This window comes from Psychromonas sp. SP041, assembly GCF_000470315.2.
Taxonomy (GTDB): domain Bacteria; phylum Pseudomonadota; class Gammaproteobacteria; order Enterobacterales; family Psychromonadaceae; genus Psychromonas.
In genome coordinates, this window is sequence record NZ_CBRF02000007.1 from 69442 (window position 1) to 96274 (window position 26833).

The following is a 26833-nucleotide window of genomic DNA, read 5'->3' on the forward strand; positions in this document are numbered from 1 at the left end:
TTATTCCCCTTGCTTAGTGGCTGTGTCGTTAACTGCTGACGTTACTTTGGTTGACGTTACGTTAGCTAATGTTGTTCCGTGAGCTAATGCGACTGCATTTAATACGGCAGCGGCTTTACTACGTGTTTCATCTGCTTCAAGCTGAGGGACTGAATCATAAACAACACCGGCACCTGCTTGTGCTTGTGCAATACCATCTTTTACAAAAGCAGAACGAATAACAATACAGCTATCCATATCACCATTACCGTTAATGTAACCAACAGCGCCGCCATAACTACCACGACGTTTTTTCTCGACTTTTCGGACTAGATTAGACGCACTTATTTTCGGTGCACCGACTAAGGTGCCCATGTTCATACAAGCTTGATAAGCGTGTAGTGCATCTAAATCACTGCGTAATTTACCCACAACACGTGACACCAAGTGCATAACATGACTGTAACGGTCAACTTGTAATAGTTCAGCAACGTGGCGTGTTCCAGGTTCACTAATGCGTGCAACATCATTACGTGCTAAATCAACTAACATAAGGTGTTCAGAGGTTTCTTTTTTATCTAAACGTAACTCTAATTCTAAGCGGCCATCTAAATCTTTATTGATAGTGCCATCTTTATTAAAACCACGACGACGCGTGCCTGCAATAGGGTAAATTTCAACATCTTGTGTTTCTTGTGTAAATTTAATTGCGCTCTCTGGTGAGGCTCCAAATAAGATGAAATCACTGTCCTTTAAATAAAACATGTAAGGACTTGGATTGGTTTCTTTTAGTTTTTGGTAAGCTGAAATTGGATCTGGACAAGGTAATGAGAAACTACGAGAAGGCACCACTTGAAAAATGTCACCTTTGACGATATTGGTTTTGAGTTGCTTTACGATGTCGCAATATTCTGCATCTGAGACATCAACTGAAACTTTCGCATCAATGGTTATTTGCTGGTTAATAGGAGCGATGAAGTTATCGCATAGGCCTTGTAATTCAGCAATGCGTTGGGTAATTCTAAGTTCGCTTTCATCTGAATATAAACCACCAAAAATACTGCCTAATATTTCACCCTGTTGAGTTTGATGATCGTGAATCATTAATGTTTCTGCTACATAAAAAACATAATCAGGCGTGGTGTTCTCACCATCAGGCACCTCTATTAATTGCTCAAAAGTAGCAATAAAGTCATAGGCAAATACGCCACCTAAAAATAACGCTTCTGAATGTGCAGAACGTTTTTTGATACGGTCAACTAAACAACGTATGGCATCCATTGGAGAAGCTGATTTTAAACGTTGGTCTTCATCGCCACTAGTATCAGATTGTGGAAAAGTGAGTTGTAATTGGCTTGGTGTTTGACCAGTAATGAGCTGTGTTGAAAATTTTGGTGCAATGAAGGTGAGAAGATCTTTACCGTTATCGGTTAATGCTTCTAGTGTGACCACTAAACCTTGGCAAGTCAGTTTCAAACAGGCATCAACAAGTAGCAAACTTTTTAAATGTTCTTTACTTTCAATCTCTGCTGAGTCGAACAGTAAGTGATGGTCGCTATCTGCACTGATTTGTTGAAATAATCCTAGTGAATCTTGGATGTAACTGCAGGGTGCTTCAATGGTTTTTAATACGCCAATTGGGTGTAGAGTATTCATGTTTAAGTCCTTAATAATATAATGAGCAAATGGTTTTTTATTAGTGTTTTATTTGCCATCGCCAACTAAAGACTGTGTAAAAAATGGTCATTGTCGCCTACCTGTTTATTTTTTGTTTGTTCCAAATATGAAAAAAGCCCGCAAGATGCGAGCTTTAAAATTGGTTTTCTGGGGAAATTAAATATACAAAAACCTCATTGCTCGCTTATGAGAATGAGTGCCACCAAGAATCTTTAAGAGTAATTGTATTAAAAATCATATATTATGCGTCCCGTATTAATTAGGACTTATTTTTTTGCATTCTGCTCCTAATGTCAAGGTTATTTTTAGGATATTCATGTTAATCGATCTTCATTCTCATACTAAAGCCTCAGATGGACAACTCACACCCAGCGAATTAGTACAACGTGCTGAAAATAGACAAGTTCATTTTTTAGCGATTACTGATCACGATACTGTCGATGGATTAGTTGAAGCGACGCAGTATATTCAAGATAATGATTTAAAACTGCAATTAATTAATGGTATCGAAGTGACCACTAATTGGTTGAATCACGAGATTCATGTGGTTGGATTAAATATCGATCCTACACATCCTGCATTAGTTGAGTTAATTGAAATTCAGAAAGATAAACGTGAACAGCGTGCTATTGAAATGGGCAGACGTTTAGCGAAAGCTAATATAGAGAATGTCTATGAAGGGGCAAAGGCCTTAGCTGGCGATGGTGCTATCACACGCGCACATTTTGCTCGTTATCTCGTTGAAATTGGTGTTGCTCCTACTTTTCCTAAAGTATTCGATAAATACTTAAGCCGTGGTAATACCGGTTATGTGCCACATGATTGGGTCGATTTAGCTGATGCTATCGCTGTCATTCATGCCGCTGGTGGTCAAGCAATACTCGCTCATCCAGATGCTTACAGCTTATCGAATAAATGGTTAAGAAAATTGTTAATCACCTTTAAAGCCGCCGATGGCGATGCAATGGAAGTGGCTATCGGACAGCAATCACCACAAATGCGCTTACAGCTAGGTATGTGGAGTAAAGAATATGGCTTAATGGCTTCACAGGGCAGTGACTTTCATTTTGTTGGGCGTTGGCGTGATTTAGGAAAAAGTTTATTTTTACCTGATATTTGCCAGCCAATTTGGCATAATTGGCCTGCTTGCCAATCGGTTTGATTAAGTAACCTATTTTTATAAAAGATAAGCACAGCCATCATTAACAGTAGAAGAGAATTATGAGTCAGTTTTTTTATGTTCACCCTGAAAACCCACAAAAGCGTTTGATGAAACAGGCTGCTGAAATAATCGAGAAAGGTGGAGTAATTATTTATCCTACCGATTCTGGTTATGCATTAGGTTGTGCAATCGATGATAAAAATGCGTTAGAACGTATTTGCCATATTAGAAAAATAGATAAGAAGCATAATTTCACGTTAGTGTGTAAAGATCTTGCTGAAATTGCAGTCTATGCACGCGTTGATAATAGCGCTTATCGTATGTTGAAAAGTAATACGCCTGGGCCGTATACATTTATTTTTAAATCGACTAAAGATTTACCTAAACGTTTAATGAACCCAAGCAAACGTACTATTGGTATTCGTATTCCAGATAATGCAATTGCATTAGCGTTATTAGAAGAGTTAACAACGCCATTAATGACAACCAGCCTTATTTTACCTGGCAAAACCAGCACAGAATTTGACCCTGAAGAGATTAGAGACCTATTAGAGAATCAGGTTGATTTGATCCTTAATGGTGGATATCTCGGAGAATCACCAACGACGGTGATTGATTTATCTGATGACGAAGTTGTTATCGTCAGAGAAGGAGCGGGCGATTTAAGCCCATTCCAATAAAATTGAAAAAAACTGTTTAGTTTAAATCTAAATAGTTTTTTGCATAAATAGTTATATAAGTAGTTATATAAGTAGTTACATAGCGAACTACATGAAGTAGTTAGCAAATAATTCGTAAAGCAGTTAAAAATGAAATGTATGCACAGTCGCTTTTTGTTTAGCGTAGTAAAAAGTGCAGTTGGCATAATGTGAATTACCCAAAGGAAAAGAAAATGAGTGAAAAATTACAAAAAGTATTAGCCCGTGCTGGATTAGGTTCTCGTCGTAAAATGGAAACAGTGATTGCTGAAGGGCGTGTTAGCCTTGATGGTAAAATTGTTGAATTAGGCGAACGAGTAACACAAGAGCAAGTGATTAGACTTGATGGTCATGTTGTTAAATACCAAGCTGCAGAGAGTGTTGTATGTCGTATTTTGGCTTACAACAAACCTGAAGGTGAAGTTTGTACCCGTAGTGACGAAGAAGGGCGTAAAACAGTATTTGATCGTTTACCTGCATTAAAAGGTTCGCGTTGGATTTCAATCGGTCGATTAGATATCAATACATCAGGTTTATTGTTGTTTACAACAGATGGCGAATTCGCTAATAAAATGATGCACCCAAGTCAACAAATTGAACGTGAATACGCTGTACGTGTTTTTGGTGACGTTACTGAAGCTATTTTAAACCGTTTACGCATGGGGGTTCAGCTTGAAGATGGTGAAGCTAAATTCTTAGATATCAAAGAGCATGGCGGTGAAGGTATTAACCGTTGGTTCCATGTAGTATTAACTGAAGGCCGTACTCGTGAAGTTCGTCGTTTATGGGAAAGCCAAGGTCTACAAGTTAGTCGTTTAATGCGTGTTCGTTACGGTAATATCATTCTAAATAATCAATTACCGCAGGGCGGTTGGCAGGAACTAACACTAAAAGAAGTAAATTATTTACGTAAATTAGTGAACATGCCGCGTGAAACAGAGACAAAAGTCCGTGTTGAAGTGAATAAAGTGACTAACCCTCAAGCGAGAATTCGTCGAGCGGTTAAAAAACATAATCAACATCGTAAAGCCGGCGAACGTCGTCGTGTTACCCGTACAAGAAGTTAGATTTTTAAATTATCACTCTATTATGTTAGGTGTTTTATGCATAAAAGAGTGATAAAGTAGATTTAAATCAAGTAAATGTATTCATTAAGTGAGGGGTTATGATTAAAAAATGTTTATTTCCAGCAGCAGGTTATGGGACACGTTTTCTACCTGCAACTAAGTCTATGCCAAAAGAAATGATGCCACTTGTTAACAAACCTTTGATTGAATTTGGGGTTGATGAAGCAATTGAAGCAGGCATGACGGGTATGGGTATTGTGGTTGGACGAGGTAAGCATTCTATCTCAGATCATTTTGACCATAATTATGAATTAGAAAAAGAAATTAGTGGCACACCAAAAGAAGAAAAATTAAAAGATATCCGTAAAATTATGGACACGGCTACTTTTTCTTTCATTCGCCAACGTCAAATGAAAGGTCTTGGCCACGCTATATTGGTAGGACAAGAGTTGATCGGCGATCAACCTTTTGCTGTGGTCTTAGCTGATGACTTATGTATCAATCAAGAAGGTGATGGCGTATTAAAGCAGATGGTTGCTTTATACGAGCAGTTCCGTTGTTCAATTGTTGCAGTTGAAGAAGTACCTGAAGACGAAATTCATAAATATGGTGTCATTAAAGGGTCTGTCATCAGAGATGATATTTACCGCGTTGATGATATGGTTGAAAAACCAGCTCCTGGTACTGCGCCAAGTAACCTTGCAATTATCGGTCGTTATATTTTAACGCCTGATATTTTTGAAATCCTGAAGAACACTAAACCAGGTAAAGGAGGTGAAATTCAAATCACTGATGCACTATTAGCGCAAGCTAAATCAGGTTGTGTTTTAGCTTATAAATTCAAAGGTAAACGTTTTGATTGCGGTAGTGTACCCGGTTACATAGAAGCGACAAACTTTGTTTATGAAAATTTATATGAAGAATAAGCATTAATTTAAATCGCTTATTTATCTAAAACCGTTCACTAACCTGAACGGTTTTTTTTTGCCTTTTTTATATTTTAAGGCGATGTAGTGATTGCTTGTTATTTTTGCTTATCTTCCTTCGTGTGCTTCGTGCAGCGCAGCGACTTCGTGGTCGTTTGTTATTTTTAAAACCTTTTAAAATTCAAAACTAGATTAACCAGGAAGACTCGAAGGGAAAATAAGGTTAGAGAAAAGACGTTTATTGTTTAATCGTCTTGTTATTTTCCTTGTCTTCCTTCGTGTTCTTCGTGCAGCGCAGCGACTTCGTGGTCGTTTTTTTTCTAAAACCTTTTCAAATAAAAAACGAATTAACTACGAAGACAGGAAGGGCAAAGAAGGTTAGATAAAAAGGGTTATTTTTTAATAGCTTTATCATTTTTCTTGTTCTTCGTGCAACGAAGCGGCTTCGTGGTCGTTTTTATTTTTAAAACCTTTTAAAACCCAAAACAGAGTTAACCACGGAGACAGGAAGGGAGGAGAAAATTAAGTAAAAGGATTTTATTACTAAATTGTACTGAATCGAGTGGTAAATAATATTGTGGTTAAATGCATTGTCTTATAAAGCCTTGATGTTGTTTTAAACTGTTTTTGGCTTGGTTAACATCTAAGCCCGTTAGCACCATTACGATTGCTGTTTTACAATGATTACCTGATTCGTTTAATGCAACGTCTGCAATTTCTCGAGAGCACTCTGTTGCTTCCATTATTATTTTCTTTTGTCGCTCTATTAACTTTTCATTGGTTGCTTGTACATCAACCATTAGGTTACCAAAAACTTTACCACTTTTTATCATAGAGCCTGTTGTAAGCATGTTCAGTACCATTTTTTGTGCTGTGCCTGCTTTCATTCTTGAAGAGCCTGTGACGACTTCAGGGCCAACAATGATGTCTAATTTTATATCTGCAATATGAGACATTTCACTATTGTTGTTACAACAAAGGCTGATAACAGTACAACCTTGAACTTTTGCATATTGCATCGCACCAATAACATAGGGAGTTCGTCCGCTCGCTGCAATGCCGACAACAATATCTTTATTCGTTAATTGTATATTCTGTAAATCTTGTTGGCCTGCTTGAATATTATCTTCGGCATTCTCAACTGCTTTTAAAATAGCGGGTTTACCACCTGCAATTAATCCAATCACTTGTTCGGCTGGGCTGCCAAAAGTAGGAGGGCACTCACTTGCATCTAATATACCTAAACGGCCGGAAGTCCCTGCACCGCAATATAATAAACGTCCCCCTTTGCTAAAAGCTTGTTGAATAACATCAACGGCTTGAGCAATATGAGGAAGAATAGCTTCTACGGCAATGGCTACTTTTTTATCTTCGTTATTAATAATGGTCAGCATGTCTAATGTTGATACAGTATCAATATTCGCACTAGCTGGATTGCGGCTTTCGGTAATAAATTGCTGTAAAGATAAACTCATAATAGGCACTTAGTCATAATAGCTTTTAACACTGTGGATGTAAGTTGGTATAATAACAGCTCACTTAATCGAGTTGAATTGATATCATGAAACAGCCTTCGAAAATACCTAAGAAACAAGATCAAAATATAGCTAATCATAAAAGCAATAACATAAAAAATGATGGGGATAAACTAGAAGTGAAAAATGAAGATAATGCGAACAACGCAGGTAATGGAAGTAATCTAGATAAGCCTGATAGCATCGTGTTTACAAAAAAACAGAAAGTAGCGACATTAGTAAAAAATACGTTACAACTCGTATTGGGTTTACTCATTATCATGTTGTTCTTATCAATCGCTAAAATGATTGTTCGTTATTTTGAAATTACTTTTCCTGCTTCTATACTGGGTATGTTGATGCTATTTGTAGCACTTTCTCTTGGTATTATTAAATTAAGTTGGATTGAATTTACTGGTAACTTATTCTTAAAATATTTAGCCCTATTATTTATACCTATTGGTGTTGGCTTAGTTAACTATTTTGAATTAATTGCTGAACATTGGTTAGTGATTATATTCTCTTTGTTTTTTACTACATTATTTACGTTATTCATGGTCGGTCATTGTTATCAATGGTTAAGCAGAGAGGAAAGATAATGTTTGTTTATATTGCAGCGCCACTTACTTTATTGTTATTTTATTTGGCAAAAAAGTTATATAGCTTAAAACCAAGTGGGTTATTAAATCCTGTCTTGTTAACCATCTTTGGCTTAATTTTAACGTTACTCATCTTTGATATTCCTTTTGTTGATTATCAGCAAGGGACTTCTGTCATAACTGCCTTTTTAGAGCCCGCTATTGTTGCGTTAGCGGTGCCACTTTATTTACAACTAAAAGTCATTAGATCACGTTTGAAATTCATTCTTATCAGTTGTTTATTAGCCGTTTTTGTTGCTTTCTTTTGTGCTTTTTACATTATGCCGTTGTTAGGTGCTGATTTAATTACAGCGGCTTCTTTTGCTGGGCAATCGGTTACTACACCTATTGCAATGGAAATTAGTTCGAAGTTAAATGGTATTGTGTCATTGACTGCCGCTATGGTTATTTTTGCAGGTATTATCGGTGCCAGTATTGGTTTACCTTTTTTAACATTATGTAGGGTAAAGGATCAGCAAGCGATTGGCGTTGCAATTGGTTGTGCGTCACATGCTTTAGGGACAGCTAAAATTTTAGAAGATAATGAAGAAGCTGGGGCTTTTTCTTCTATCGCTTTGATTGTATGTGCAATATTATCAGCGTTGATTATGCCTATTCTGTATCAGTGGCTCATTGTTTAATCTTATTTTAATCTTATTTTAATCTTATTTTAAGATTACTTTAAACTAGCTTTATAGTTATGCCAATGGAATTAAATAAGTGATCAGAGATTGCGCAGGAAAAATTAACACTAATAAGGAGATAGTTGTTCTCACTTCAAAACTCACAACGCAGTTAGGGGTGAGTTTAACCAGCAAGAATGATCACCTTATTAATTCTTTTAGTATTATACCCATTACGTTAAGTATGAGATCTAAATTTGGCGCAGAAAAAACAATTTAATTCGAGGTATAAATTGAAGTAAATTATTGTTTCCTTTTACAAAATTTACAACAAAGAAGTGAATTTTTTAGCAAGTAAAATAGATCAGCTATTTATCAGAGTTAGTATTAACAATAGGCAATAAAAAACCGAAGCAAGCTTCGGTTTTTTTGATTTCACATTCATTACAGCTTAATAAATATAATGGGTAGTAGCCAATTAATCAGCCGCGTAACCAAATTCATTTAATTGCTTATCATCTAAATAGGCAAACTGACCTTGCATATTTAAACGACCACTAACAAACCAAGATGCGGCAAGAGCATATATTTGATGTTCTTGCGTTAATACTCGCTCAGTTAAGTCTTGTGCACTATCTTCAGAGAAAATAGGTACTTTAGCTTGTAATACTGTTGGACCACTATCAAGCTCTGGCGTAACAAAGTGTACTGTTGCACCATGCTCTTTATCGCCAGCATCAATCGCACGTTGGTGTGTATTAACACCTGGATACTTTGGTAATAAAGACGGGTGGATGTTAAGCATTTTACCTTGATATTGATTAACAAAATCAGAAGTTAAAATACGCATAAACCCTGCTAATAAAATAAGATCCGGTTGTAACTTATCTAACTCAACTGCTAATAAAGCATCGTATTGCTCACGCGATCCGACACCTTTACTTTCAACTAAGATAGCAGGAATATTTGCATCACTAGCACGTTGTAATCCAAACGCATCTGCTTTATTGCTGATCACAGCAATAATTTCGACTTGTTGATCATTTATTTGCTGCTTATGTAACTTATCCATTAGTGCTTGCAGGTTACTGCCGCTTCCTGAAATAAGTACAACTATCTTTTTAGTCGCCATTGTATTATTTGATCTCTACTTGAGATTCACCTTCAGCAGCGTCTTCGATATGACCTAATACCCAAGCGTTTTCACCTTGTGCATTTAAGATCTCAACTGCTTTTTCTTTTTCAGCAGCAGGAACAACAATCATTAGGCCAACACCACAGTTAAATGTGCGATACATTTCTTCTGTTTCTACGTTACCATTTTCTTGTAACCAGTTGAAAATAGCAGGCCATTCCCAGCTCTTACCATCAACAACTGCTTTGCTGCCAGCGGGTAATACACGAGGAATATTTTCCCAGAAACCGCCACCAGTAATATGTGAAATAGCATGTACAGGACAGTTTTTGATTAATTCTAATGTAGATTTAACGTAGATTTTAGTTGGCGTTAATAAAGTATCGCCTAGTGTTGAATCACCAAAGGGTGCACTTGTATCTGCTTTTGATACTTCTAAAATTTTACGAACAAGTGAGTAACCGTTTGAGTGAGGACCACTTGAAGCAACAGCAATTAATGCATCGCCAGCAGCGACTTTAGTACCGTCGATCACTTCTGACTTTTCAACAACACCAACACAGAAACCAGCGATATCGTAATCATCACCTTCATACATGCCTGGCATTTCAGCAGTTTCGCCACCGATTAATGAACAGTTTGATAATAAACAACCTTCACCAATACCCGTTACAACATCTGCAGCTACATCAACATCTAATTTACCTGTTGCGTAGTAGTCTAGGAAAAATAGTGGCTCTGCACCTTGAACGATTAAGTCGTTCACACACATAGCAACAAGATCAATACCAACCGTATCATGCTTTTTAAGGTCAATTGCTAAACGCAATTTTGTGCCTACACCATCAGTACCGGCAACTAATAATGGCTCTTTATAACCTGTTGGTAGTTGACATAAAGCGCCAAAACCACCAAGTCCGCCCATTACTTCAGGACGTTTAGTGCGTTTTGCTACACCTTTAATACGTTCAACTAATGCTGTACCTGCGTCAATATCAACACCAGCGTCTTTATAGCTTAAAGAGGTTTTTTGGTTGCTCACTTGCATTCCCCACAAATAGAAGTTAAAAGCGAATATCGCTTTAAAAAGTTTAGAAGATTAAAATTGCCCGCATTTTAGCATTTATAAGACTAGGGTCGAATTATTTCTGAAAAGAATTGTCTATTTTGCTGAATATTTTCGTAATACTCGTGCTAAGTGATTAAAATACATATAATAGTCAGGCCTTTTAAGATATTTATTACCTGAAACTTGCATTAGTATAGGATCTGCTTATGATCTCCCTCATATTGATTAATTTAATGGTTGTGTAAATAAATGAAAAGTAATCGTTTAGTTCGTTTTTTTGCTGTAATAAGTTTGTTTTTCTCGGTACATAGCGTTGCTTTACCTCAGATCAGCCCTTATCAAGGGTTAGTACCTGCAGAAGACAGCAATGAAGATAAATTAAGAGAAGAAGCGCTCGAACAAGTTTTAATTAAAGTATCAGGCAATGTCGATATTGTTAAGTTAGATGGCAGTAAAACGCTCGCTAAAAGCATACCTGATATGCTGGCTCAATTTGGTTATCAAGATATTAATGATAAACGTTTCTATTTTGCTCTTTTTGAAAAACAAGCCATTAATAGTGCGCTTATCGCGATGCAACAACCTATTTGGGGCGAAACACGACCTAGTCCATTAATTTGGTTAGTGAATGAAGATAGACAATTAACATCTGAAAACATGGTGGATAGTAGCCAAGATGGCGCAATATCATGGGGATTAAATAAGTCGCAAATAGAACGTGGGATCACGGGTAAATTTCCACTTGTTGATCTTGATGATCTCTTAACGGTTTCAGTGTCTGATGTAAGTGGACGTTTTTACCAAACCGTTGCGGATGCTTCTAAACGTTATGATGCAGAATATTTTGTGTTAGCTAATTTAACCAGTATCAACGCGCAGCAATGGCAGTTAAAATGGGAGCTAGTGCAGTACAATGCGCAGAGTAAAAAAAATCAGGTGTTGATTAAACAAACAAGTAATGGCGATAAAGCAGGTGTGATGTCTACAATGCTAGGTGAGATAGCTGATTACTACGCTAAGCAATTTGCCATTTTAGAAAATAATGGTGCAAGATCTGCTCAGCTATTAAATATTAATAATATTAACTCTCTCGAAAAGTTAATGAGTATTAACGATATTCTTAATAACTTAAATTCAGTAGAGAGTTTTGAAGTTGTTAGTTTAAATGATAAAAAATTAGAAGTATTAGTAACATTAAAAGGTAGCTTAGCAAGTTTGGAAAATGCATTGAATGCACAACCAAAATTGCAAAAAGATTTAATATCAACTGCTCCTTTTTACTATAATTGGCAACCATAGAGTATTTAATGCCTCAAGATGAATTAAGATTTCAATACCCTTTACTTGCTTTAAAGTTTCCAGACGATGAAACGTTTGCCAGCTTTTATCCAGGTCAAAATGCAGAACTGTTAACGTTACTTAAAAATAACGTGGTAGGTATCGGCGAACCAATATTATATATGTGGGGAGAATCCGGCAGTGGTCGTTCTCATTTACTACATGCATTATGTTCCGAAGTAGATGAAATAGGCGAAACCGTTGCTTATATTCCTTTGCACCATTATCGCAGTATGACCTTAGATATTTTCGAAAACATGGAAAATATTACGCTTGTTTGTATTGATAATGTCGATGCAATTGCGGGTGATAAAAAATGGGAAAAAGCTCTTTTTGATTTTTATAATCGTTGGTTAGATAATAAAGATAACCGAGTCCCTGGTGCTAATTTAGTGATTTCTGCTAGTGACTTACCTAAACAAATAGGGGTTGAGTTAGTTGATTTAGTCTCGCGTTTAGAGTGGGGCGCTTGCCATCATTTACAACCGCTTAATGATGAAGAAAAACTAGGTGCTTTACAATTACGAGCTCAATTAAAGGGCATGCGTTTACCGATTGATGTAGGACGTTTTTTATTAAATCGTCTGTCTCGTGAAATGTGTATGTTGCTGAATACATTAGACCAATTAGACAATGCCTCATTAGAAGCGAAACGAAAATTAACCATTCCTTTCGTTAAAGAAGTGTTACGTTTATAACTGGTTTATAAGTGAAAATGGATAGTTGACAACGTAAAATAAAAAACCAATTAAGAAGCCACTTACTGAAGTGGCTTTTTAATTTTAGAGAGCGCCTTAAAGGCAGTTTTAATGGGTCATTTCTTTTTTTTACGAATGCTTAACCCAAGCTCTATCCCACGGTATTTAGCAAAGTAGATATTACCCGCTAAAAATAAACTCGCGAATATAAATTCAATAATAGCTAACCAAAGTTCCTGATCGTTACCCATGATAATGACACTGCCATGCATGATGTAGATAAGTGATATAAAACCACTCCATGCATAGGTATAAGGATTGCCCTGAACAATGCCTTTTAAAGGACATAACAATGGAATTAACCAAATAAGTGTTATTAAAACTGGGCTAATACCTAATGGAGGTGGTGATAAATAAAGGTGCCAAAGGGGAACCAATATTAATAAACCAAAATATCCACATTGTGCAATACGTTGAAAATGTAAGGTGTTCATTTAATCCCTTTATCGTTAATGCTATTAATAAAAAGCAAAGTTTACAACTAAAGTATCGCGAGTACTGATTCAGGTGGACGGCCAATCGCAGCTTTTCCATTTGCCACTACAATCGGACGCTCAATTAGTTTCGGGTTCGCTTGTAAAGCGATTACTAAAGTCGACTCATCATGCTCTGAAGCAAGGTTTAGTTCTTTATATAGCGTTTCTTTCGTGCGCATTAGTTGTCGTGCAGAGTCAAAACCTAATTGTGAAATAAGTGTTTTAATCGTCTCTACTGACGGTGGATTCTCTAAGTACTTTATTATATCAACCGTATTTTTTTCATTATCGACTAACGCTAATGTTTCACGGCTTTTAGAGCAACGTGGATTGTGGTAAAAAGTAATATCTGTCATAACAACCTCGTATTATATTAAGTCTTTATTCGGCAGGCCAAATAGCAATGTAGTCTTCTAAATTATCTGGGTCAACTTGCGTTTCTGATACAATTTTACCTCGAATTGAATGACCCCCTTTATGCATAGCTGACTGGCTTCCTGTTATTAAAGGATGCCATTCAGGTAATGGTTTCTCTTCAATTAATCGTTTATAAGCACAACTCGCTGGCAACCAATGAAATTGTTCAATATCATCCAATGATATTTTTACGCAGTCAGGCACTATTTTTAATCGATTTTCATACTTTTTACATCGACAGGTTTTTGTATGTAAAAGATGACAAGCCACATTGGTAAAATGTAACGCTTCTGTTTCATCATCAATTATTTTATTAAGACAGCATTTACCACAACCATCACAAAGTGATTCCCATTCATTTTGAGACATTTGTGACAGTGTTTTAGTTTCCCAGAAATTATTCATTTATTACTCTTTTCTCTTACTTAACTACGATCGGTGGTGACATAATACGTTCAGATAAGTAAGTTACTGCGGTAGCAAAATAATAAGAACGATTCCAATGCATTAATACTTTATAATTATTGTACGCGAGATAAACTCGGCCATTTTTATCATCAGGAATAACGATAGAAGCTTGTAATTCTACGTTAGGTAAGTCTTGTCCTTCATATCGACGAACGCCTAAAGCTTGCCATTCTGCTAATGATTTTTGTTGTTTAATACCCGCTAGCTCAACATCGAAGCCTTCAGGTAACCTAACTTGACGTCCCCATATATGAGTATCATCCCAACCTTCAGTTTTAAGGTAGTTAGCGGCTGAAGCAAAAACATCGCCCGGTGTATTCCAGATATCTTTTTTACCATCACCGTCGTAATCAACGGCATAATTCAAGTATGACGTTGGCATAAATTGTACTTGACCCATCGCACCTGCCCATGAACCAATGAATTTATCTTGGGTAATGTGACCTTGCTCTAGGATGGTCAGTGCTGCAAATAATTGTTTTTTGAATAACGTTTCACGACGACCTTCATAAGCCATCGTTGTTAAAGATGAAATAACATAATGACGTCCAGTTAAACGACCAAAGTTAGTTTCGATACCCCATAAAGCAACAATAAAACGCGGTTGTACTCCGTATTCTTTACCGATTTTTTGTAGCAGGTGATAATGCTTTTTGTAAGCCGCTCTTGCTTGTTTAATTTTCCAATCAGGTACTGCTCTTGGAATATACGTATCTAATGTCATTTTAAATTCAGGTTGTTGCTTATCTGAAGACACACTGCGTTGTAAAAACTTAACGTCTTTAAAGGCATTATTGACTGTCTTTTCATCAATACCTGACTCGATGGCTTCTTTTTTAAGATCGTCTACATATTTAGTAAATGAAATGTCACGCTCAGTGTTTGCAAAACTACTTGTAGAAAAGCTACATAAAGTGATAATAGATAAACTTTTTAGAAAATAGTTGATGTTTTTTGAAAATAAATTAATTGTTTTCATGACTCTGATTCCAATTGCTGTAGTTTACGATTTTTATGGTCTTTTAAATAATCGATAGGTGGTGGTGGTAACTGTAAGTAAAAACCTGAATCAGTTACTGCTTTGATCACTCTAGAGGCCTCTGCCATCGCCATTTTTGTGGTTTCTTTGATATTTAATATAGAAACTAATTGTGGTGGCCCAAATTGTTCTAGCAAAGGAGTAGGGACTTGAGAGAAGTCATCTCGTTTTGCAACAAAAATATAGGTTTGTGGTTTACGGATACTTTTATATACAGCACATAACATAATACTTATCTAGCCCTTTGCTTGCCTAATGTTGATGCAAACTATAACATGCATAAGCATTTATTTTTTATAGAAATTGACTGAATTTTATGTCAAATAATAAAGATTTAATTAGAAAGGACAATTATGACGTTAAAATCGTTAAATTTTACCTTGTTAGTAGTAAACCTAGACAGTGAAAACCTTTCAGAGCTAGCCGAAGAATTAAATAAAAGGCGTTTAATGGCTCCAGAATTTTTCGCTAAGACGCCAATGGTAGTGAATATTGTAGAAACATCGTTAAATATCGATTTTTTACAATTGCAAAAAACCGTTGAAGAGCATGGTTTTATTTTGACAGGTATTACAGGCAAAGTGTCAGAACAGCAAAAACAACAAGCAAGTCAATATTCGATTGCTGTATTGCACGGTTCGAAAAGACAAATCGTTAAAACTGCCCCTACTGAGCAAAAATCAGAACAGGACGCGGATTCAACAAAAGACATTAAAGAAAGCACTGAAGCATCGCCGGAAGAATCATTTGTTCCTGGCGAAGTGAAAACGAAAGTGCATAGTGGCCGAGTTCGCTCAGGCCAACAGATTTATGCTAAAGAGTGTGATTTGGTGATTAGTGGTGATGTAGGCGCAGGTGCCGAAGTTATTGCTGATGGCAATATTCACATTTACGGAACGCTAAGAGGTAAAGCATTAGCGGGTGCCATGGGTAATACTGGCGCGGCTATTTTTTGTACTGTATTAGAGCCTGAATTAGTATCAATCGCAGGTGTTTATAAATTAAGTGAAACATTACCAGAGGATATGTGGTCAACCTCTTGCTCTGTTTCTTTAGAAGATCAGAATATGGTCTTTTCAAGTTTAAATAAAATTTAAAATACAAAGGAAAGTTATATGGCAAAGGTAATTGTTGTCACGTCTGGTAAAGGTGGTGTTGGTAAAACAACAAGCAGTGCAGCTATTGGCACTGGTTTAGCTAAAACAGGTGCTAAAACTGTCATCATTGATTTTGATATCGGTTTAAGAAATTTAGATTTGATCATGGGTTGTGAACGCCGTGTGGTTTACGATCTTATCAATGTTATTAACGGCGAAGCAAATTTGCAACAAGCATTAGTAAAAGATAAACGTGTAGAAACACTTTATATTTTACCTGCATCTCAAACGCGTAATAAAGATGCTTTATCACAAGAAGGTGTTGCAGAAGTTATCGAAGCGTTAAAAGCGGATGGCTTTGAATACATTATTTGTGATTCACCAGCAGGTATTGAGCAAGGTGCAATGATGGCATTGTATTTTGCTGATGAAGCGATTGTAACGACAAACCCCGAAGTATCGTCGGTGCGAGATTCAGACCGTATTACAGGTATGTTATCAAGCAAATCATATCGTTCAGAAAAACAAATGGAACCGGTTAAGGTTCATTTGTTGATCACACGTTATAGCCCTGAGCGTGTTGAGCGTGAAGAAATGCTTAGCATTGAAGATATTGATGACTTATTAGGCATTGATTTATTAGGTGTGATCCCTGAATCTAAGGATGTATTAAGCGCATCTAACTTAGGTGAACCAGTGATACTGAACCAAGAAAGTGATGCAGGTAAAGCTTATCAAGATGCAGTAGACAGACTATTAGGTCACCAACGTGATTTACGTTTTGTTACTGTTGAAAAGAAAGGCTTTTTAAGCCGCATATTTGGAGGGTAAGATGGGATTATTACAATACTTTAGAAAGGATAAACCTAAAAAAGGTACTGCAAAATTAGCAAAGGATCGCTTACAAATTATTGTTGCTCATGAGCACTCTAGTTTTGATGTCCCTTCATATATGCCTGAGTTACAAAAAGAGTTAGTCGCAGTTATCCGTAAATATATGGATATATCATCTGATGATGTTAAATGTGAATTTAATGATAGAGCAGATGATGACATGTCTGTCTTAGAAGTTAATGTAACGTTACCTAAACTAAAGTAAGTTTTCGATGATTTATTCACTTTGCTCATCGCTAAGTGAATAGATATAAGGATATTGCTGCTTCTTCTTACTATAAAAAATGCGACTACTAAGTCGCATTTTTTGTGGTCATAACATTATTTTATTAACGTATTATTCAGCGCTATCTTTTACTAATGTAATTTTATTAATAATAACAGGCTCTACAGGTTTATCTTGTGATGCTGTTTTAACGTTAGCTATTTTATCAACTACCTCTAAACCTACTGTCACTTTACCAAATACTGCATAACCCCATTTATTAGTGCTTGCATCCAAAAATGAATTATCTTTTTGATTAATAAAGAACTGACGAGAAGCTGAATGAGGATTGCCAGTACGTGCCATTGAAATAGTACCTCGTTCATTACTCAATCCATTTTTAGACTCGTTCTGAATCGATGCGAGCGTCTCTAAACGTTGACCTGATGCTAAGAAACCACCACCTTGGATCATAAAGCCTTCAATAACTCGGTGAAAAGTTGTTTCTTTGAATTCATCTCTTTTAATGTAAGCTAAAAAGTTAGCCACAGTTTTAGGCGCCTTTTCAGGATATAACTCGACAGTTATTTGTCCTTGGTTAGTATCAATCACCACACTTGGGTTGGCTGCTAGTGCTATATGGCTTGTTAATAATAAAATGAATGCCGTAATGTATTTCATGGTGATTCCTTGTGTTTGTTTTTTGTATTTAAATACTAATTTAAATTAGTATTTAAAAGTTGTAGTGAATACTAATTTGTTGTTAGGAAAAGTTCTAACATAATCGCTAATTAAAACACTTGCATCTGTTCGTTTAGTTCTTGGTCTTCAACTATTTGAGCCAATAAAAGTGATAATTGTTTATTCATGCGTTTAGTAATATTGGCTATATTAGCTGAGAAAGCAGCATCCCATTGTTTGTTTGAACGAAATAACTTGATGAAGGAGTTACCTTGGTGTGTTAATGCCACTTTAACCATCATTTGTGATGAGACATCGTAGCTAGCTGTATTTTCTGTCACTGTAGCAAGTGCTTTAACTAATTTAATATCGACCTTGTAATCGCTTGTATGAGCGATCTTTAATTGATTATCTGTCCAAGCTTTAGTTAAACTTTTTTCAATTAATAAACGTAAAGATTGTTGTTCATTAATGAGTTGTGCAACATTATCGCCATCAACTATTTCAATCAAATGACGAGCTACTCTTTCATCTTGGCTATTAATTACCCAGGGTTGTGGGTTTGTAAAAGTATAAGCTCCTTTTTCAATATTAAGCTCGGGCATTATATTGGTATAAGAAGGGGTCGAAGTACAACTGATTAATGTTAATAAACTGGTGATGATTAATAATGATTTGAAAAAAGCATTAAACATTTTAAGATCCTAATAAGAGAATTAAAAACACATCATAACAAACCTATTATTGAAGCGAATTAATAAATCTATCTGTTGGGATTAATTGTTTTAATTTTCACCCCAAATAATTTTAAAAATGACATTTAGCATAAAACAAGCTGTTTTTTATCATTAATACCTATTATTTTCCACTTTCAATAAATAAATGTGTCTATGAGTTTATAAAAACATTTTATGTAAAATATGATCAATATTACTGGTTTTTTATAAGATGAGATCTCCGTCATATTAACTTAATCTTTCTGTAACACTGATGAAGTCTAGGCTAGCGATGGTTATCCACTTTTTCTGTGGATAACTCTGTGGGAAGTTAATGAAGATCGTTCTGAAACCCTTGATATGACTTGGCTCTGGTTAAATAGAGTTATTTTTAACCGTAAAAAATAACCTTTGTTTTTCAACTGGTTATAATCGTCAAGTGGTTTTTTTTAGGTTTCCAAGGTTACCTTCAATATCCCTTTTGTTTTTTAGTCTGTCAATAGATTTCTGTGAATATATAGGGAATAAATATATTTATTTATATTGACAAAGTTTTCCTTTAAGGAATCTTAACCGCTCGTTTAATGAGCGGCATATTTGGTGGATATACTCAATTGATACACTATGCCTGTTATGCCACTTAATATTTTTTATTAATAGTTAAGGTATTTTATGACTGTTTTGTAGCATTTTTGTTAATAGAAAGATTAAGTTCGACATTAGATATCTCTATAAGCTCTATTTCCCTTAGTTTTCTAAACTCGCTTAATTTTTTATCAATATATTATTTTAAAAAATCATCCTACCGTTGCTCATTAGTAATGGTAAGATTAACGACTACACCAAGAGATATAATGAGGATCTATGAGTAAACCGTTTGAGTTAGTTTGTCCTTTCTCTCCCGCTGGAGATCAACCACAAGCGATTACTAAATTAGTTGAAGGCATAGAGTCCGGTCTTGCGTTTCAAACATTGTTGGGTGTAACAGGGTCAGGAAAAACATTCACCTTAGCCAATACCATCGCTCAATTAAATAAACCGACTTTAATTTTGGCACCCAATAAAACACTGGCTGCACAATTATACGGTGAGATGAAAGCTTTTTTCCCCAATAATGCGGTTGAGTATTTTGTTTCTTATTATGACTATTACCAACCTGAAGCCTATGTTCCTAGCTCAGATTCCTTTATAGAAAAAGATGCAGCAGTTAATGCCCATATTGAACAGATGCGTTTATCTGCAACAAAAGCGTTATTAGAGCGTGATGATGTGGTGTTAGTGGCATCCGTTTCTGCTATTTATGGCTTAGGTGATCCACAGTCTTATTTAAAGATGATGTTGCATATTAGTGTGGGTGAAATCATTTCTAGTAGAGAAATTTTACAACGTCTAGTGGATATTCAATACACACGTAATGAAACAGAGTTAAGCCGAGGTACTTTCCGTGTGCGTGGGGAAGTGGTTGATATCTTTCCTGCTGATTCAGAAAAACAAGCTATTCGAATTGAGCTCTTTGATGATGAAGTAGAAAATATTAGTGTGTTTGACCCATTAACAGGTCAACAAATTGAGCAATTGTCACGTACTACTATTTTTCCTAAAACTCACTATGTAACCCCTAAAGAGCAAATTTTTAAAGCGATAGAAGGTATTAAAGAAGAGTTACAAGATCGTAAGAAAACCTTCTTAGCTGAAAATAAATTGATAGAAGAACAGCGTATTTCACAACGTACTTTGTATGATTTAGAGATGATGAATGAATTAGGTTACTGTTCTGGTATTGAAAATTACTCTCGCTACTTATCTAGTCGTGGAATAGGGGAAGCACCGCCGACCTTATTTGATTACTTACCTAGCAACGGATTATTAGTCATTGATGAAAGCCATGTTACCGTGCCACAAATTGGTGCTATGTATAAAGGTGACCGATCTCGTAAAGAAAACTTAGTTAATTATGGTTTCCGTTTACCGTCTGCATTGGATAATCGTCCATTAAAATTTGAAGAGTTTGAAAAACTCGCACCCCAAACTATTTATGTGTCGGCTACTCCGAGTGATTATGAAATAAATAAATCACAAGGAGATATTATTAGACAGGTGATTCGTCCAACGGGTTTGTTAGATCCCATTATCGAAGTACGTCCAGTGGCTACACAGGTTGATGACTTATTATCTGAAATTAATATTCGTGTTCCAAAAAATGAACGTGTGTTAGTGACCACGCTAACTAAGCGTATGGCAGAAGATTTAACGGAATACTTAAGTGAACATGGTATTAAAGTGCGTTATTTACATTCAGATGTTGATACGGTTGAGCGAGTTGAGATTATTCGAGACTTACGCTTAGGTGTATTTGATGTATTGATCGGTATTAACTTATTACGTGAAGGGTTAGATATTCCTGAAGTTTCTTTAGTGACGATTCTAGATGCAGATAAAGAAGGCTTCTTACGTTCAGAGCGTTCTCTCATTCAAACCATGGGGAGAGCGGCGCGTAATTTAGAAGGTAAAGCGATTCTTTATGCCGATAGAATTACTGAATCAATGCGTAAAGCCATTAAAGTCACGGAAGATAGACGAATACTGCAAGATGATTTTAATAAAGCTAATGGCATTGAACCTAAAGGTTTATCTAAAGAAGTCACTGATGTGATGCAGTTAGGGCAAAAACCTCAACCGAAAAGCAATATCACACCTATTAATGTGGCAGAAAACGGTGGTTCATATAATGCCAAGAAACCATTACGTACAGAGAAAGATATCTTAAAAGAGATCGCAAAAATTGAAAAACAGATGTTTGCTTTTGCTAAAGATTTGGAATTTGAAAAAGCGGCACAATTACGTGACCAAGTGACAAAATTACACGAGCGACTGTTGTCTGTAGGGTAATGCGCGACAACATTGTTATAGAAATTTTGTTATAGAAGACACTGTTATGAGAACATTATTATAGAAGACACGGTTATAGAAAACATTATTTACTATAGAGCGATTCACTAGAGCTAGTTACAGTAGGGTTCTAAACCGTGTCATTATTGTAACGATTTGTTAGTGGCGCTTTGTGAATAGCATTGCGGAAGCTTTTACTAGATAGTGTCATTTAAATCTTATGTTTGTTTTGATGAGCAAAATAAACATAAGATTAATTCTTATCAAATTATATTTTTAATCTTGCAGCGTTAACTCGTTAATTAAAGATGTAAGCTGAAATCTTAATAATATTTATTGCGATATAAAGTTAACAATATCACTTGATTCATATAACCATTGTGTTTCACCATTGCTATGCTCGATACGTAAACAAGGTACTTGCTTTTTACCGCCACCTTGAATCAAATCACTTCGGTGTTGGTTATGCTGCTGAATATTTCTTGGTTCAATATTCACACCTAGTTTTTGTATCGCTTTACGTGTCATTACACAATAAGGACAGCCGTCATAATAATAAAGAGACATAGATTTAGGTTGTGTTTGTGATAACGTCATGTGCTTTTTCCTTAATGTGTATTAGTTTATTGTTTTCTATTTTCTATTTTAAATTCAAAGTAAATGCTAAGTAAATTATAGATGTGAATGAAATGTCTCGTTCAGATTTAATTAATTTAAACTAACTAAACTTAACTCTTCATCGCCAAATTAATGACTATAATCAATCGATAACGACAAAGCTGTATTTATTAAATACTCTATTTATGGCATTAATATAAGGTGTTGTGCAGTAATAAAGGCAACCAAATGTCTAAAGTTTGCCCCCATTTGTCCAAATGATTGTTTTAACCAATAAACTCTAGCGGTTATTTATTATGAGATATACCCGTTAGATATTCTTCTTTCTGCCTAGCACCTGCTTATACCAATGGAATTAAATAAGTGATCAGAGATTGCGCAGGAAAAATTAACACTAATAAGGCGTGAGTTGTAGGAGGTAGTTGTTCTCACTTCAAAACTCACAACGCAGTTAGGGGGAATTTTAACCAGCAAGAATGATCTCCTTATTAATTCTTTTGGTATTACTGCACTGCTTGCTGAATTTTGTTCCTTGAATGCTGACGGGTATACATCTACTTTGAAAATATAATTGGTGATCGAGCAAATGTTTTTAAGATAAGTGAGAAAGAGGGAGCTTGAAGTTAGTCTGCTTACTTTAGTTATTATTCGGGACTTACCAGTTATCAAATAAAATAAGAGGCTAACCTAATGGCGTTAAAGCGTGCTTTTTTGCAATGGCATTAGTGACTTGAATTAAACGCTTTTTAATTTCATATTCGATATTGATTTTTGTTTTGATTAAATCAGTAACAGCAATATATGCACTGGTGGTTAAGTTATTTTGTTGATAACAATAGGCTACATGGTTATCGATAATCCAATCCTCTTTATTTATTTCTGCGTTTTTTTCATTACTTATAAATGATAAGTCGTCTGCTAATGCTCTCACTAATGTAAAATGAAAAGATAACATACACGCGTCATCGCCATACCAATTTGCTTTTAATGCTTGAAAATTGATCCACATTTCTAGTTTATTTAATAAAGGGTTAAGTGCACTAGAAAATGTTTGATCTGCAATGATTTGAATAGGGAGTGTTTCTTGTGTCATATTGCCTACTATGCTGTTTTTATTGGATAGGTAGAAAATGACAAGAGTGTTACTTTGATAACTCATGTCAAATCCTACGTTCAGCTTATTACTTACTATGCCATTTATCTCGCGGTATTACTTACCTTACTGATTGTTTGCTTTCTACTATTTATTTAATAGGTATAAGCACAGTAATCAGTAGTCAGTAAATAGAATAATAAACATTAAAGTACAGCTAACCCTTCTTTTTCTAACAACTCAATCAAAGAGATAAGCGGTAAGCCAATTAAACTATTTGGATCTTTACCGTCAAAGCGACTGAATAAACTAATACCAAAACCTTCACTTTTAAAACTACCGGCGCAATTATAAGGTTGTTCTTTATTCAGATAGTTAGTAATCATCTGATCTGATAACGCTCGGAAATATACTTCAAAGGGTTCAACTAAAGAATGAACTTGGCCTGTTTTGCTATTAACGACAGCGAGTCCTGTGTAAAAAGTGACATGTTGACCGCTCGCCGCTTTTAATTGCTTAAAGGCATTTTCAAAGTTACCAGGCTTGCCTAATATTTTACCGTTGTTTAAACAAACTTGGTCAGACCCTATGATTAAGGCATCCGGAAAGTCACTAACCACTGCTTGTGCTTTTGCAATTGCTAGCCTCTCTACTAATTGAACTGCTGTTTCCCCTAGCAGTTCGTCTTCGTTAACCTGTGGGTTAGCTGTGGAAAAGTCTAGATGCAGTTTTTCTAACAACTGTTTTCTAAACGGTGAAGTCGATGCTAACACTAGCTTTTGTGGCATAATAGACCTTACTTAAGTATAAAAATAAGTTTATTTTAAGGACTACGAAAGAATAAAGCGATAGCTGAATAAAAACTTAAGAAAAATAGCGCTTTTTCTTTGACTATATTGAACTCTATCTATATTATTCGCCACCATGCAAAAGGTTAAACTACCGATTAGCGTTGATTCTGTTCGCGCTGCTAATAACAGATTAGAGATACTAGCTAGCCTAGACAAATCTTTATTAAGCAGATTAATAGAGTCAACAATCAGTATTCAATCTGATATCGATACTTATTTTGCCTTTGATGTTGATCAGCAAAAACTGAAAATATTCAATGGTAAAGCAAGCGTCGCAGTAGAACTCACTTGTCAACGGTGCAATGAGCCTATGATTTATCAGTGCGAAGCTGAATTTACGTATTGTCCCGTTCTTAATAAAGAACAGGAAAATAATTTACCAGACGTTTATGAACCCATTTATTACGATGAAAATGGGGAGGTAAATCTTCATCAAATAGTTGAAGACGAGCTATTATTAACACTTCCTCAAATTGCGAAGCATGCAATTGAAGATTGTAAATATGGTGAGTACGAAAGTACCTTCGGCGAAATTGAAGAAGAACAAGAACGTCCTAACCCATTTGATGCATTGGCTCAGCTAAAGCTCAAGTAACAAGCAGGAATTTTTAAAATGGCAGTACAAAAAAGTCGTAAGACTCCTTCAAAACGCGGTATGCGTCGTTCACATGATGCACTAAGTGCACCAACTTTAACTGTTGATAGTACTTCTGGTGAAACTCACCGTCGTCATCACGTTACTGCTGACGGCTTCTACAAAGGCAAAAAAGTCATCGAAAAGTAAGTTATTACTTTGCGTAACTTTACCATTGCGCTTGATGCCATGGGGGGAGATTTTGGCCCCCATATTTCTTTACCTGCCAGTTCGAAATCCTTACAATTACACCCCAATTTATACATCACTATCGTCGGTGATAACCAAATAATATCCCCTTTATTAAAACAATATCAGCTACTTGAACACCCTCGAGTTAAATTTGTGCACGCGCCAGAAACCATATCAATGGAAGATAATCCTGTTTCTGTGTTACGTCATCGCATTCAGTCTTCAATGCTCGTTGCGTTACAATTAGTGGCTAATAGTGAGGCCGATGCTTGTGTTAGTGCCGGTAATACAGGGGCGCTTATGCTATTAGCTAAGCACACTTTAAAAACACTAGATGGTATTTCACGTCCTGCATTAGTTTCTGCTCTTCCGAATAATAAAGGAGGACACAGTTATTTAATGGATTTGGGGGCTAACCTCCAATGTGGCTGTGATACATTGTTTAATTTTGCATTAATGGGTAGTGTATTGTGTGAAAAAGTTGAGCAATTAAGTGCGCCAAGCGTGTCATTGCTAAATGTTGGTCGTGAGATTAATAAAGGCAATGAGACGATAAAACATTGCGCAAATTTGTTGTCTAATACCGAATATATAAACTATATCGGTTATATAGAAGCGAACGAGCTGTTCGATGGTCGTGCGGATGTCGTCGTCACCGATGGCTTTAGTGGAAATATCGCACTGAAAAGTTATGAAGGAATGGGGCGGGTATTTTTTGACCAATTACAAAAAGCGATGAATGCAACTTGGTATAGTCGTTTTATTGGTAAGTTTTTGAATCCGTTGATAAAAAACCAATTAAAACATTTGCATCCAGATCTGTATAATGGTGCCAGTTTGATTGGGTTGCGTGGCATTGTTGTAAAAAGTCATGGTAGTGCAAATGTAGAAGCATTTACTTATGCAATAGAACAAGCGATTAAAGAAATTCAATGGCAGATACCTGCTTGCATCAGTGCAAGGTTGGAATCTGTCTTAGCAGAGCGAGATTGTTTATCACATGAATAGCAAAATTATAGGTACGGGTAGTTATTTACCAACAGCAGTACGCACCAACCAAGACTTGGAAAAGATGGTTGATACAAGTGACGAATGGATCACTGTACGTACTGGCATAAAAGAACGTCGCATTGCTAATGAACAAGAAACGATCGCGTTCATGGGCAAACAAGCTGGAGAGCAAGCTTTACAAGCTGCGAACTTGGAAGCAAGTGACTTAGATTTAATTATTGTGGCAACAACAAGTAACCACAATGCTTTTCCTTCTGCTGCTTGTGAAGTGCAAAACTTGTTAGGCATATACGATATTCCTGCATTTGATGTAGCTGCTGCTTGTGCTGGTTTTACCTATGCACTAAGTGTTGCTGATAACTTCATTAAAGCGGGCGGAGCAAAAAACATATTAGTGATTGGTGCTGATGCATTAGCTAACACTTGTGATCCAACAGATAGAAGTACAATTATCCTATTTGGTGATGGTGCTGGCGCAGTTGTCTTAACAGCCTCTGAAGAGCCTGGTATTTTATCTACTCATATCAATGCAGATGGTCGATTTGGAGACTTACTCAAATTACCTAATGTAGAAAGAGGTAAAGAAGATACATTGATTAATTCATATTTAACCATGGCGGGTAATGAAGTATTTAAAGTCGCGGTTAAAAAATTAAGCCAAGTTGTCGTTGATACATTAGCAGCAAATAATATTGAAAAAGATCAATTGGATTGGCTAGTTCCTCACCAAGCTAATCAACGTATTATTGCCGCTACGGCTAAAAAGTTAGGTATGTCTATGGATCAAGTTATCTTAACACTTGATAAACATGGCAATACTTCAGCTGCTTCTGTGCCGCTTGCCTTAAATGAAGGCGTAAGAAGTGGTAAAATTAAACCTGGTCAACTTGTTTTATTAGAAGCATTTGGCGGTGGTTTTACTTGGGGTAGTGCGCTTGTCGTTATGTAGTTATGTAGTTATATAGTTA

30 protein-coding genes are annotated in these 26833 nt (G+C 35.9%); 16 read left to right on the forward strand and 14 right to left on the reverse strand.

The genetic code is table 11. From position 1 onward, the window contains the following. Positions 1 to 1635: an anthranilate synthase component 1 gene (locus SP041_RS05610; protein WP_025562719.1), complete on the reverse strand. Its 1635-nt coding sequence runs from the start codon at positions 1633 to 1635 to the stop codon at positions 1 to 3. Positions 1636 to 1972: 337 nt separating this feature from the next. Here SP041_RS05610 and SP041_RS05615 point away from each other — a divergent pair, with 337 nt between their 5' ends. From SP041_RS05615 to galU, 4 genes are all read left to right on the forward strand, one after another. Continuing rightward, positions 1973 to 2818: a PHP domain-containing protein gene (locus SP041_RS05615; RefSeq protein WP_037047847.1), complete on the forward strand. Its 846-nt coding sequence runs from the start codon at positions 1973 to 1975 to the stop codon at positions 2816 to 2818. A 59-nt stretch (positions 2819 to 2877) separates the two neighbouring features. Next, entirely contained in the window at positions 2878 to 3498 is a 621-nt protein-coding gene (locus tag SP041_RS05620) for an L-threonylcarbamoyladenylate synthase (protein ID WP_025562718.1), read from the forward strand. A 212-nt stretch (positions 3499 to 3710) separates the two neighbouring features. Beyond that, positions 3711 to 4583, forward strand: coding sequence for a 23S rRNA pseudouridine(2605) synthase RluB (gene rluB, locus SP041_RS05625; RefSeq protein ID WP_025562717.1), 873 nt, complete (start codon positions 3711 to 3713; stop codon positions 4581 to 4583). Positions 4584 to 4681: 98 nt separating this feature from the next. Next, positions 4682 to 5509 carry a UTP--glucose-1-phosphate uridylyltransferase GalU gene (gene galU, locus SP041_RS05630; protein WP_025562716.1) on the forward strand — a complete coding sequence of 276 codons (828 nt, stop codon included), beginning with the start codon at positions 4682 to 4684 and terminating at the stop codon, positions 5507 to 5509. Positions 5510 to 6090: 581 nt separating this feature from the next. Here the strand turns inward: galU and murQ are convergent. After that, positions 6091 to 6984, reverse strand: coding sequence for an N-acetylmuramic acid 6-phosphate etherase (gene murQ / locus SP041_RS05635; RefSeq protein WP_025562715.1), 894 nt, complete (start codon positions 6982 to 6984; stop codon positions 6091 to 6093). Between the two features lie 86 nt (positions 6985 to 7070). On the opposite strand from murQ, the gene SP041_RS05640 reads away from it, so the two are divergent. Then, positions 7071 to 7622: a CidA/LrgA family protein gene (locus tag SP041_RS05640; protein ID WP_025562714.1), complete on the forward strand. Its 552-nt coding sequence runs from the start codon at positions 7071 to 7073 to the stop codon at positions 7620 to 7622. Then, a complete protein-coding gene (locus SP041_RS05645; RefSeq protein ID WP_025562712.1) occupies positions 7622 to 8302 on the forward strand; it encodes an LrgB family protein in 681 nt (226 codons plus the stop codon). Before SP041_RS05640 ends, SP041_RS05645 begins: the two co-directional genes overlap by 1 nt. A 460-nt stretch (positions 8303 to 8762) precedes the next feature. Here SP041_RS05645 and purN read toward each other — a convergent pair whose 3' ends face one another. Together purN and purM are read right to left on the reverse strand one after the other, a co-directional pair. Continuing rightward, positions 8763 to 9416 carry a phosphoribosylglycinamide formyltransferase gene (gene purN, locus SP041_RS05650; RefSeq protein WP_025565476.1) on the reverse strand — a complete coding sequence of 218 codons (654 nt, stop codon included), beginning with the start codon at positions 9414 to 9416 and terminating at the stop codon, positions 8763 to 8765. A gap of 4 nt (positions 9417 to 9420) precedes the next feature. Then, the gene (purM, locus tag SP041_RS05655) at positions 9421 to 10461 is read right to left on the reverse strand and encodes a phosphoribosylformylglycinamidine cyclo-ligase (protein WP_025565477.1); all 1041 of its coding nucleotides are present in this window, start codon (positions 10459 to 10461) and stop codon (positions 9421 to 9423) included. A 276-nt stretch (positions 10462 to 10737) separates the two neighbouring features. On the opposite strand from purM, the gene SP041_RS05660 reads away from it, so the two are divergent. Both SP041_RS05660 and hda read left to right on the forward strand, forming a co-directional pair. Continuing rightward, a complete protein-coding gene (locus SP041_RS05660) occupies positions 10738 to 11787 on the forward strand; it encodes a DUF2066 domain-containing protein (protein ID WP_025565478.1) in 1050 nt (349 codons plus the stop codon). Positions 11788 to 11795: 8 nt separating this feature from the next. After that, positions 11796 to 12524 carry a DnaA inactivator Hda gene (hda, locus tag SP041_RS05665; protein ID WP_025565479.1) on the forward strand — a complete coding sequence of 243 codons (729 nt, stop codon included), beginning with the start codon at positions 11796 to 11798 and terminating at the stop codon, positions 12522 to 12524. A gap of 116 nt (positions 12525 to 12640) precedes the next feature. Here the strand turns inward: hda and SP041_RS05670 are convergent, their stop codons facing one another. The 5 genes from SP041_RS05670 to SP041_RS05690 are packed head-to-tail and all read right to left on the reverse strand — an operon-like array spanning position 12641 to position 15211. Then, entirely contained in the window at positions 12641 to 13018 is a 378-nt protein-coding gene (locus tag SP041_RS05670; protein WP_025565480.1) for a DUF2069 domain-containing protein, read from the reverse strand. Between the two features lie 47 nt (positions 13019 to 13065). After that, positions 13066 to 13416, reverse strand: a complete 351-nt coding sequence (arsC, locus tag SP041_RS05675; RefSeq protein WP_025565482.1) for an arsenate reductase (glutaredoxin) — start codon at positions 13414 to 13416, stop codon at positions 13066 to 13068. A 25-nt stretch (positions 13417 to 13441) separates the two neighbouring features. Then, positions 13442 to 13882 carry a YcgN family cysteine cluster protein gene (locus SP041_RS05680; protein WP_025565483.1) on the reverse strand — a complete coding sequence of 147 codons (441 nt, stop codon included), beginning with the start codon at positions 13880 to 13882 and terminating at the stop codon, positions 13442 to 13444. A 16-nt stretch (positions 13883 to 13898) separates the two neighbouring features. Continuing rightward, positions 13899 to 14924 (reverse strand): lytic murein transglycosylase, encoded by a 1026-nt coding sequence (locus tag SP041_RS05685; RefSeq protein ID WP_025565484.1) that lies wholly within the window; start codon positions 14922 to 14924, stop codon positions 13899 to 13901. Next, positions 14921 to 15211: a YcgL domain-containing protein gene (locus tag SP041_RS05690; protein ID WP_025565485.1), complete on the reverse strand. Its 291-nt coding sequence runs from the start codon at positions 15209 to 15211 to the stop codon at positions 14921 to 14923. Before SP041_RS05690 ends, SP041_RS05685 begins: the two co-directional genes overlap by 4 nt. Positions 15212 to 15337: 126 nt before the next feature. Between SP041_RS05690 and minC the strand changes: the two genes are divergently transcribed. From minC to minE, 3 genes are read left to right on the forward strand one after another with little or no spacing between them, the layout of a single operon-like run. Continuing rightward, entirely contained in the window at positions 15338 to 16081 is a 744-nt protein-coding gene (gene minC / locus SP041_RS05695; protein ID WP_025565486.1) for a septum site-determining protein MinC, read from the forward strand. Between the two features lie 18 nt (positions 16082 to 16099). Then, entirely contained in the window at positions 16100 to 16912 is an 813-nt protein-coding gene (minD, locus tag SP041_RS05700; protein WP_025565487.1) for a septum site-determining protein MinD, read from the forward strand. Position 16913: 1 nt separating this feature from the next. Beyond that, entirely contained in the window at positions 16914 to 17180 is a 267-nt protein-coding gene (gene minE, locus SP041_RS05705; RefSeq protein WP_025565489.1) for a cell division topological specificity factor MinE, read from the forward strand. A 132-nt stretch (positions 17181 to 17312) separates the two neighbouring features. On the opposite strand, the gene SP041_RS05710 is transcribed toward minE, so the two are convergent. Together SP041_RS05710 and SP041_RS05715 are read right to left on the reverse strand one after the other, a co-directional pair. Further along, positions 17313 to 17861, reverse strand: a complete 549-nt coding sequence (locus tag SP041_RS05710) for a peptidylprolyl isomerase (protein ID WP_025565490.1) — start codon at positions 17859 to 17861, stop codon at positions 17313 to 17315. 110 nt (positions 17862 to 17971) lie between these two features. After that, complete coding sequence (locus SP041_RS05715; protein WP_025565491.1) at positions 17972 to 18556, reverse strand: YajG family lipoprotein; 585 nt, start codon at positions 18554 to 18556, stop codon at positions 17972 to 17974. Positions 18557 to 19441: 885 nt separating this feature from the next. Between SP041_RS05715 and uvrB the strand changes: the two genes are divergently transcribed. Continuing rightward, positions 19442 to 21466 (forward strand): excinuclease ABC subunit UvrB, encoded by a 2025-nt coding sequence (gene uvrB, locus SP041_RS05720; RefSeq protein ID WP_025565492.1) that lies wholly within the window; start codon positions 19442 to 19444, stop codon positions 21464 to 21466. A 333-nt stretch (positions 21467 to 21799) separates the two neighbouring features. Here uvrB and SP041_RS05725 read toward each other — a convergent pair whose 3' ends face one another. The 3 genes from SP041_RS05725 to SP041_RS05735 all read right to left on the reverse strand — a co-directional run bounded on the left by SP041_RS05725 (position 21800) and on the right by SP041_RS05735 (position 23965). Next, positions 21800 to 22063 (reverse strand): glutaredoxin, encoded by a 264-nt coding sequence (locus SP041_RS05725; RefSeq protein WP_025565493.1) that lies wholly within the window; start codon positions 22061 to 22063, stop codon positions 21800 to 21802. A gap of 703 nt (positions 22064 to 22766) precedes the next feature. Then, entirely contained in the window at positions 22767 to 23243 is a 477-nt protein-coding gene (locus SP041_RS05730) for a hypothetical protein (protein ID WP_240791420.1), read from the reverse strand. Positions 23244 to 23383: 140 nt separating this feature from the next. Beyond that, complete coding sequence (locus tag SP041_RS05735; RefSeq protein WP_025562452.1) at positions 23384 to 23965, reverse strand: Maf family protein; 582 nt, start codon at positions 23963 to 23965, stop codon at positions 23384 to 23386. A gap of 136 nt (positions 23966 to 24101) precedes the next feature. Here SP041_RS05735 and yceD point away from each other — a divergent pair, with 136 nt between their 5' ends. The 4 genes from yceD to SP041_RS05755 are packed head-to-tail and all read left to right on the forward strand — an operon-like array spanning position 24102 to position 26814. Beyond that, positions 24102 to 24623 carry a 23S rRNA accumulation protein YceD gene (gene yceD, locus SP041_RS05740; RefSeq protein WP_025562453.1) on the forward strand — a complete coding sequence of 174 codons (522 nt, stop codon included), beginning with the start codon at positions 24102 to 24104 and terminating at the stop codon, positions 24621 to 24623. 18 nt (positions 24624 to 24641) lie between these two features. Continuing rightward, the gene (gene rpmF, locus SP041_RS05745) at positions 24642 to 24812 is read left to right on the forward strand and encodes a 50S ribosomal protein L32 (protein WP_025562454.1); all 171 of its coding nucleotides are present in this window, start codon (positions 24642 to 24644) and stop codon (positions 24810 to 24812) included. A gap of 9 nt (positions 24813 to 24821) precedes the next feature. Beyond that, complete coding sequence (plsX, locus tag SP041_RS05750) at positions 24822 to 25862, forward strand: phosphate acyltransferase PlsX (RefSeq protein WP_025562455.1); 1041 nt, start codon at positions 24822 to 24824, stop codon at positions 25860 to 25862. Further along, the gene (locus SP041_RS05755) at positions 25855 to 26814 is read left to right on the forward strand and encodes a beta-ketoacyl-ACP synthase III (RefSeq protein WP_025562456.1); all 960 of its coding nucleotides are present in this window, start codon (positions 25855 to 25857) and stop codon (positions 26812 to 26814) included. The genes plsX and SP041_RS05755 overlap by 8 nt, the downstream gene beginning before the upstream one ends. Positions 26815 to 26833 lie beyond the last annotated feature (19 nt).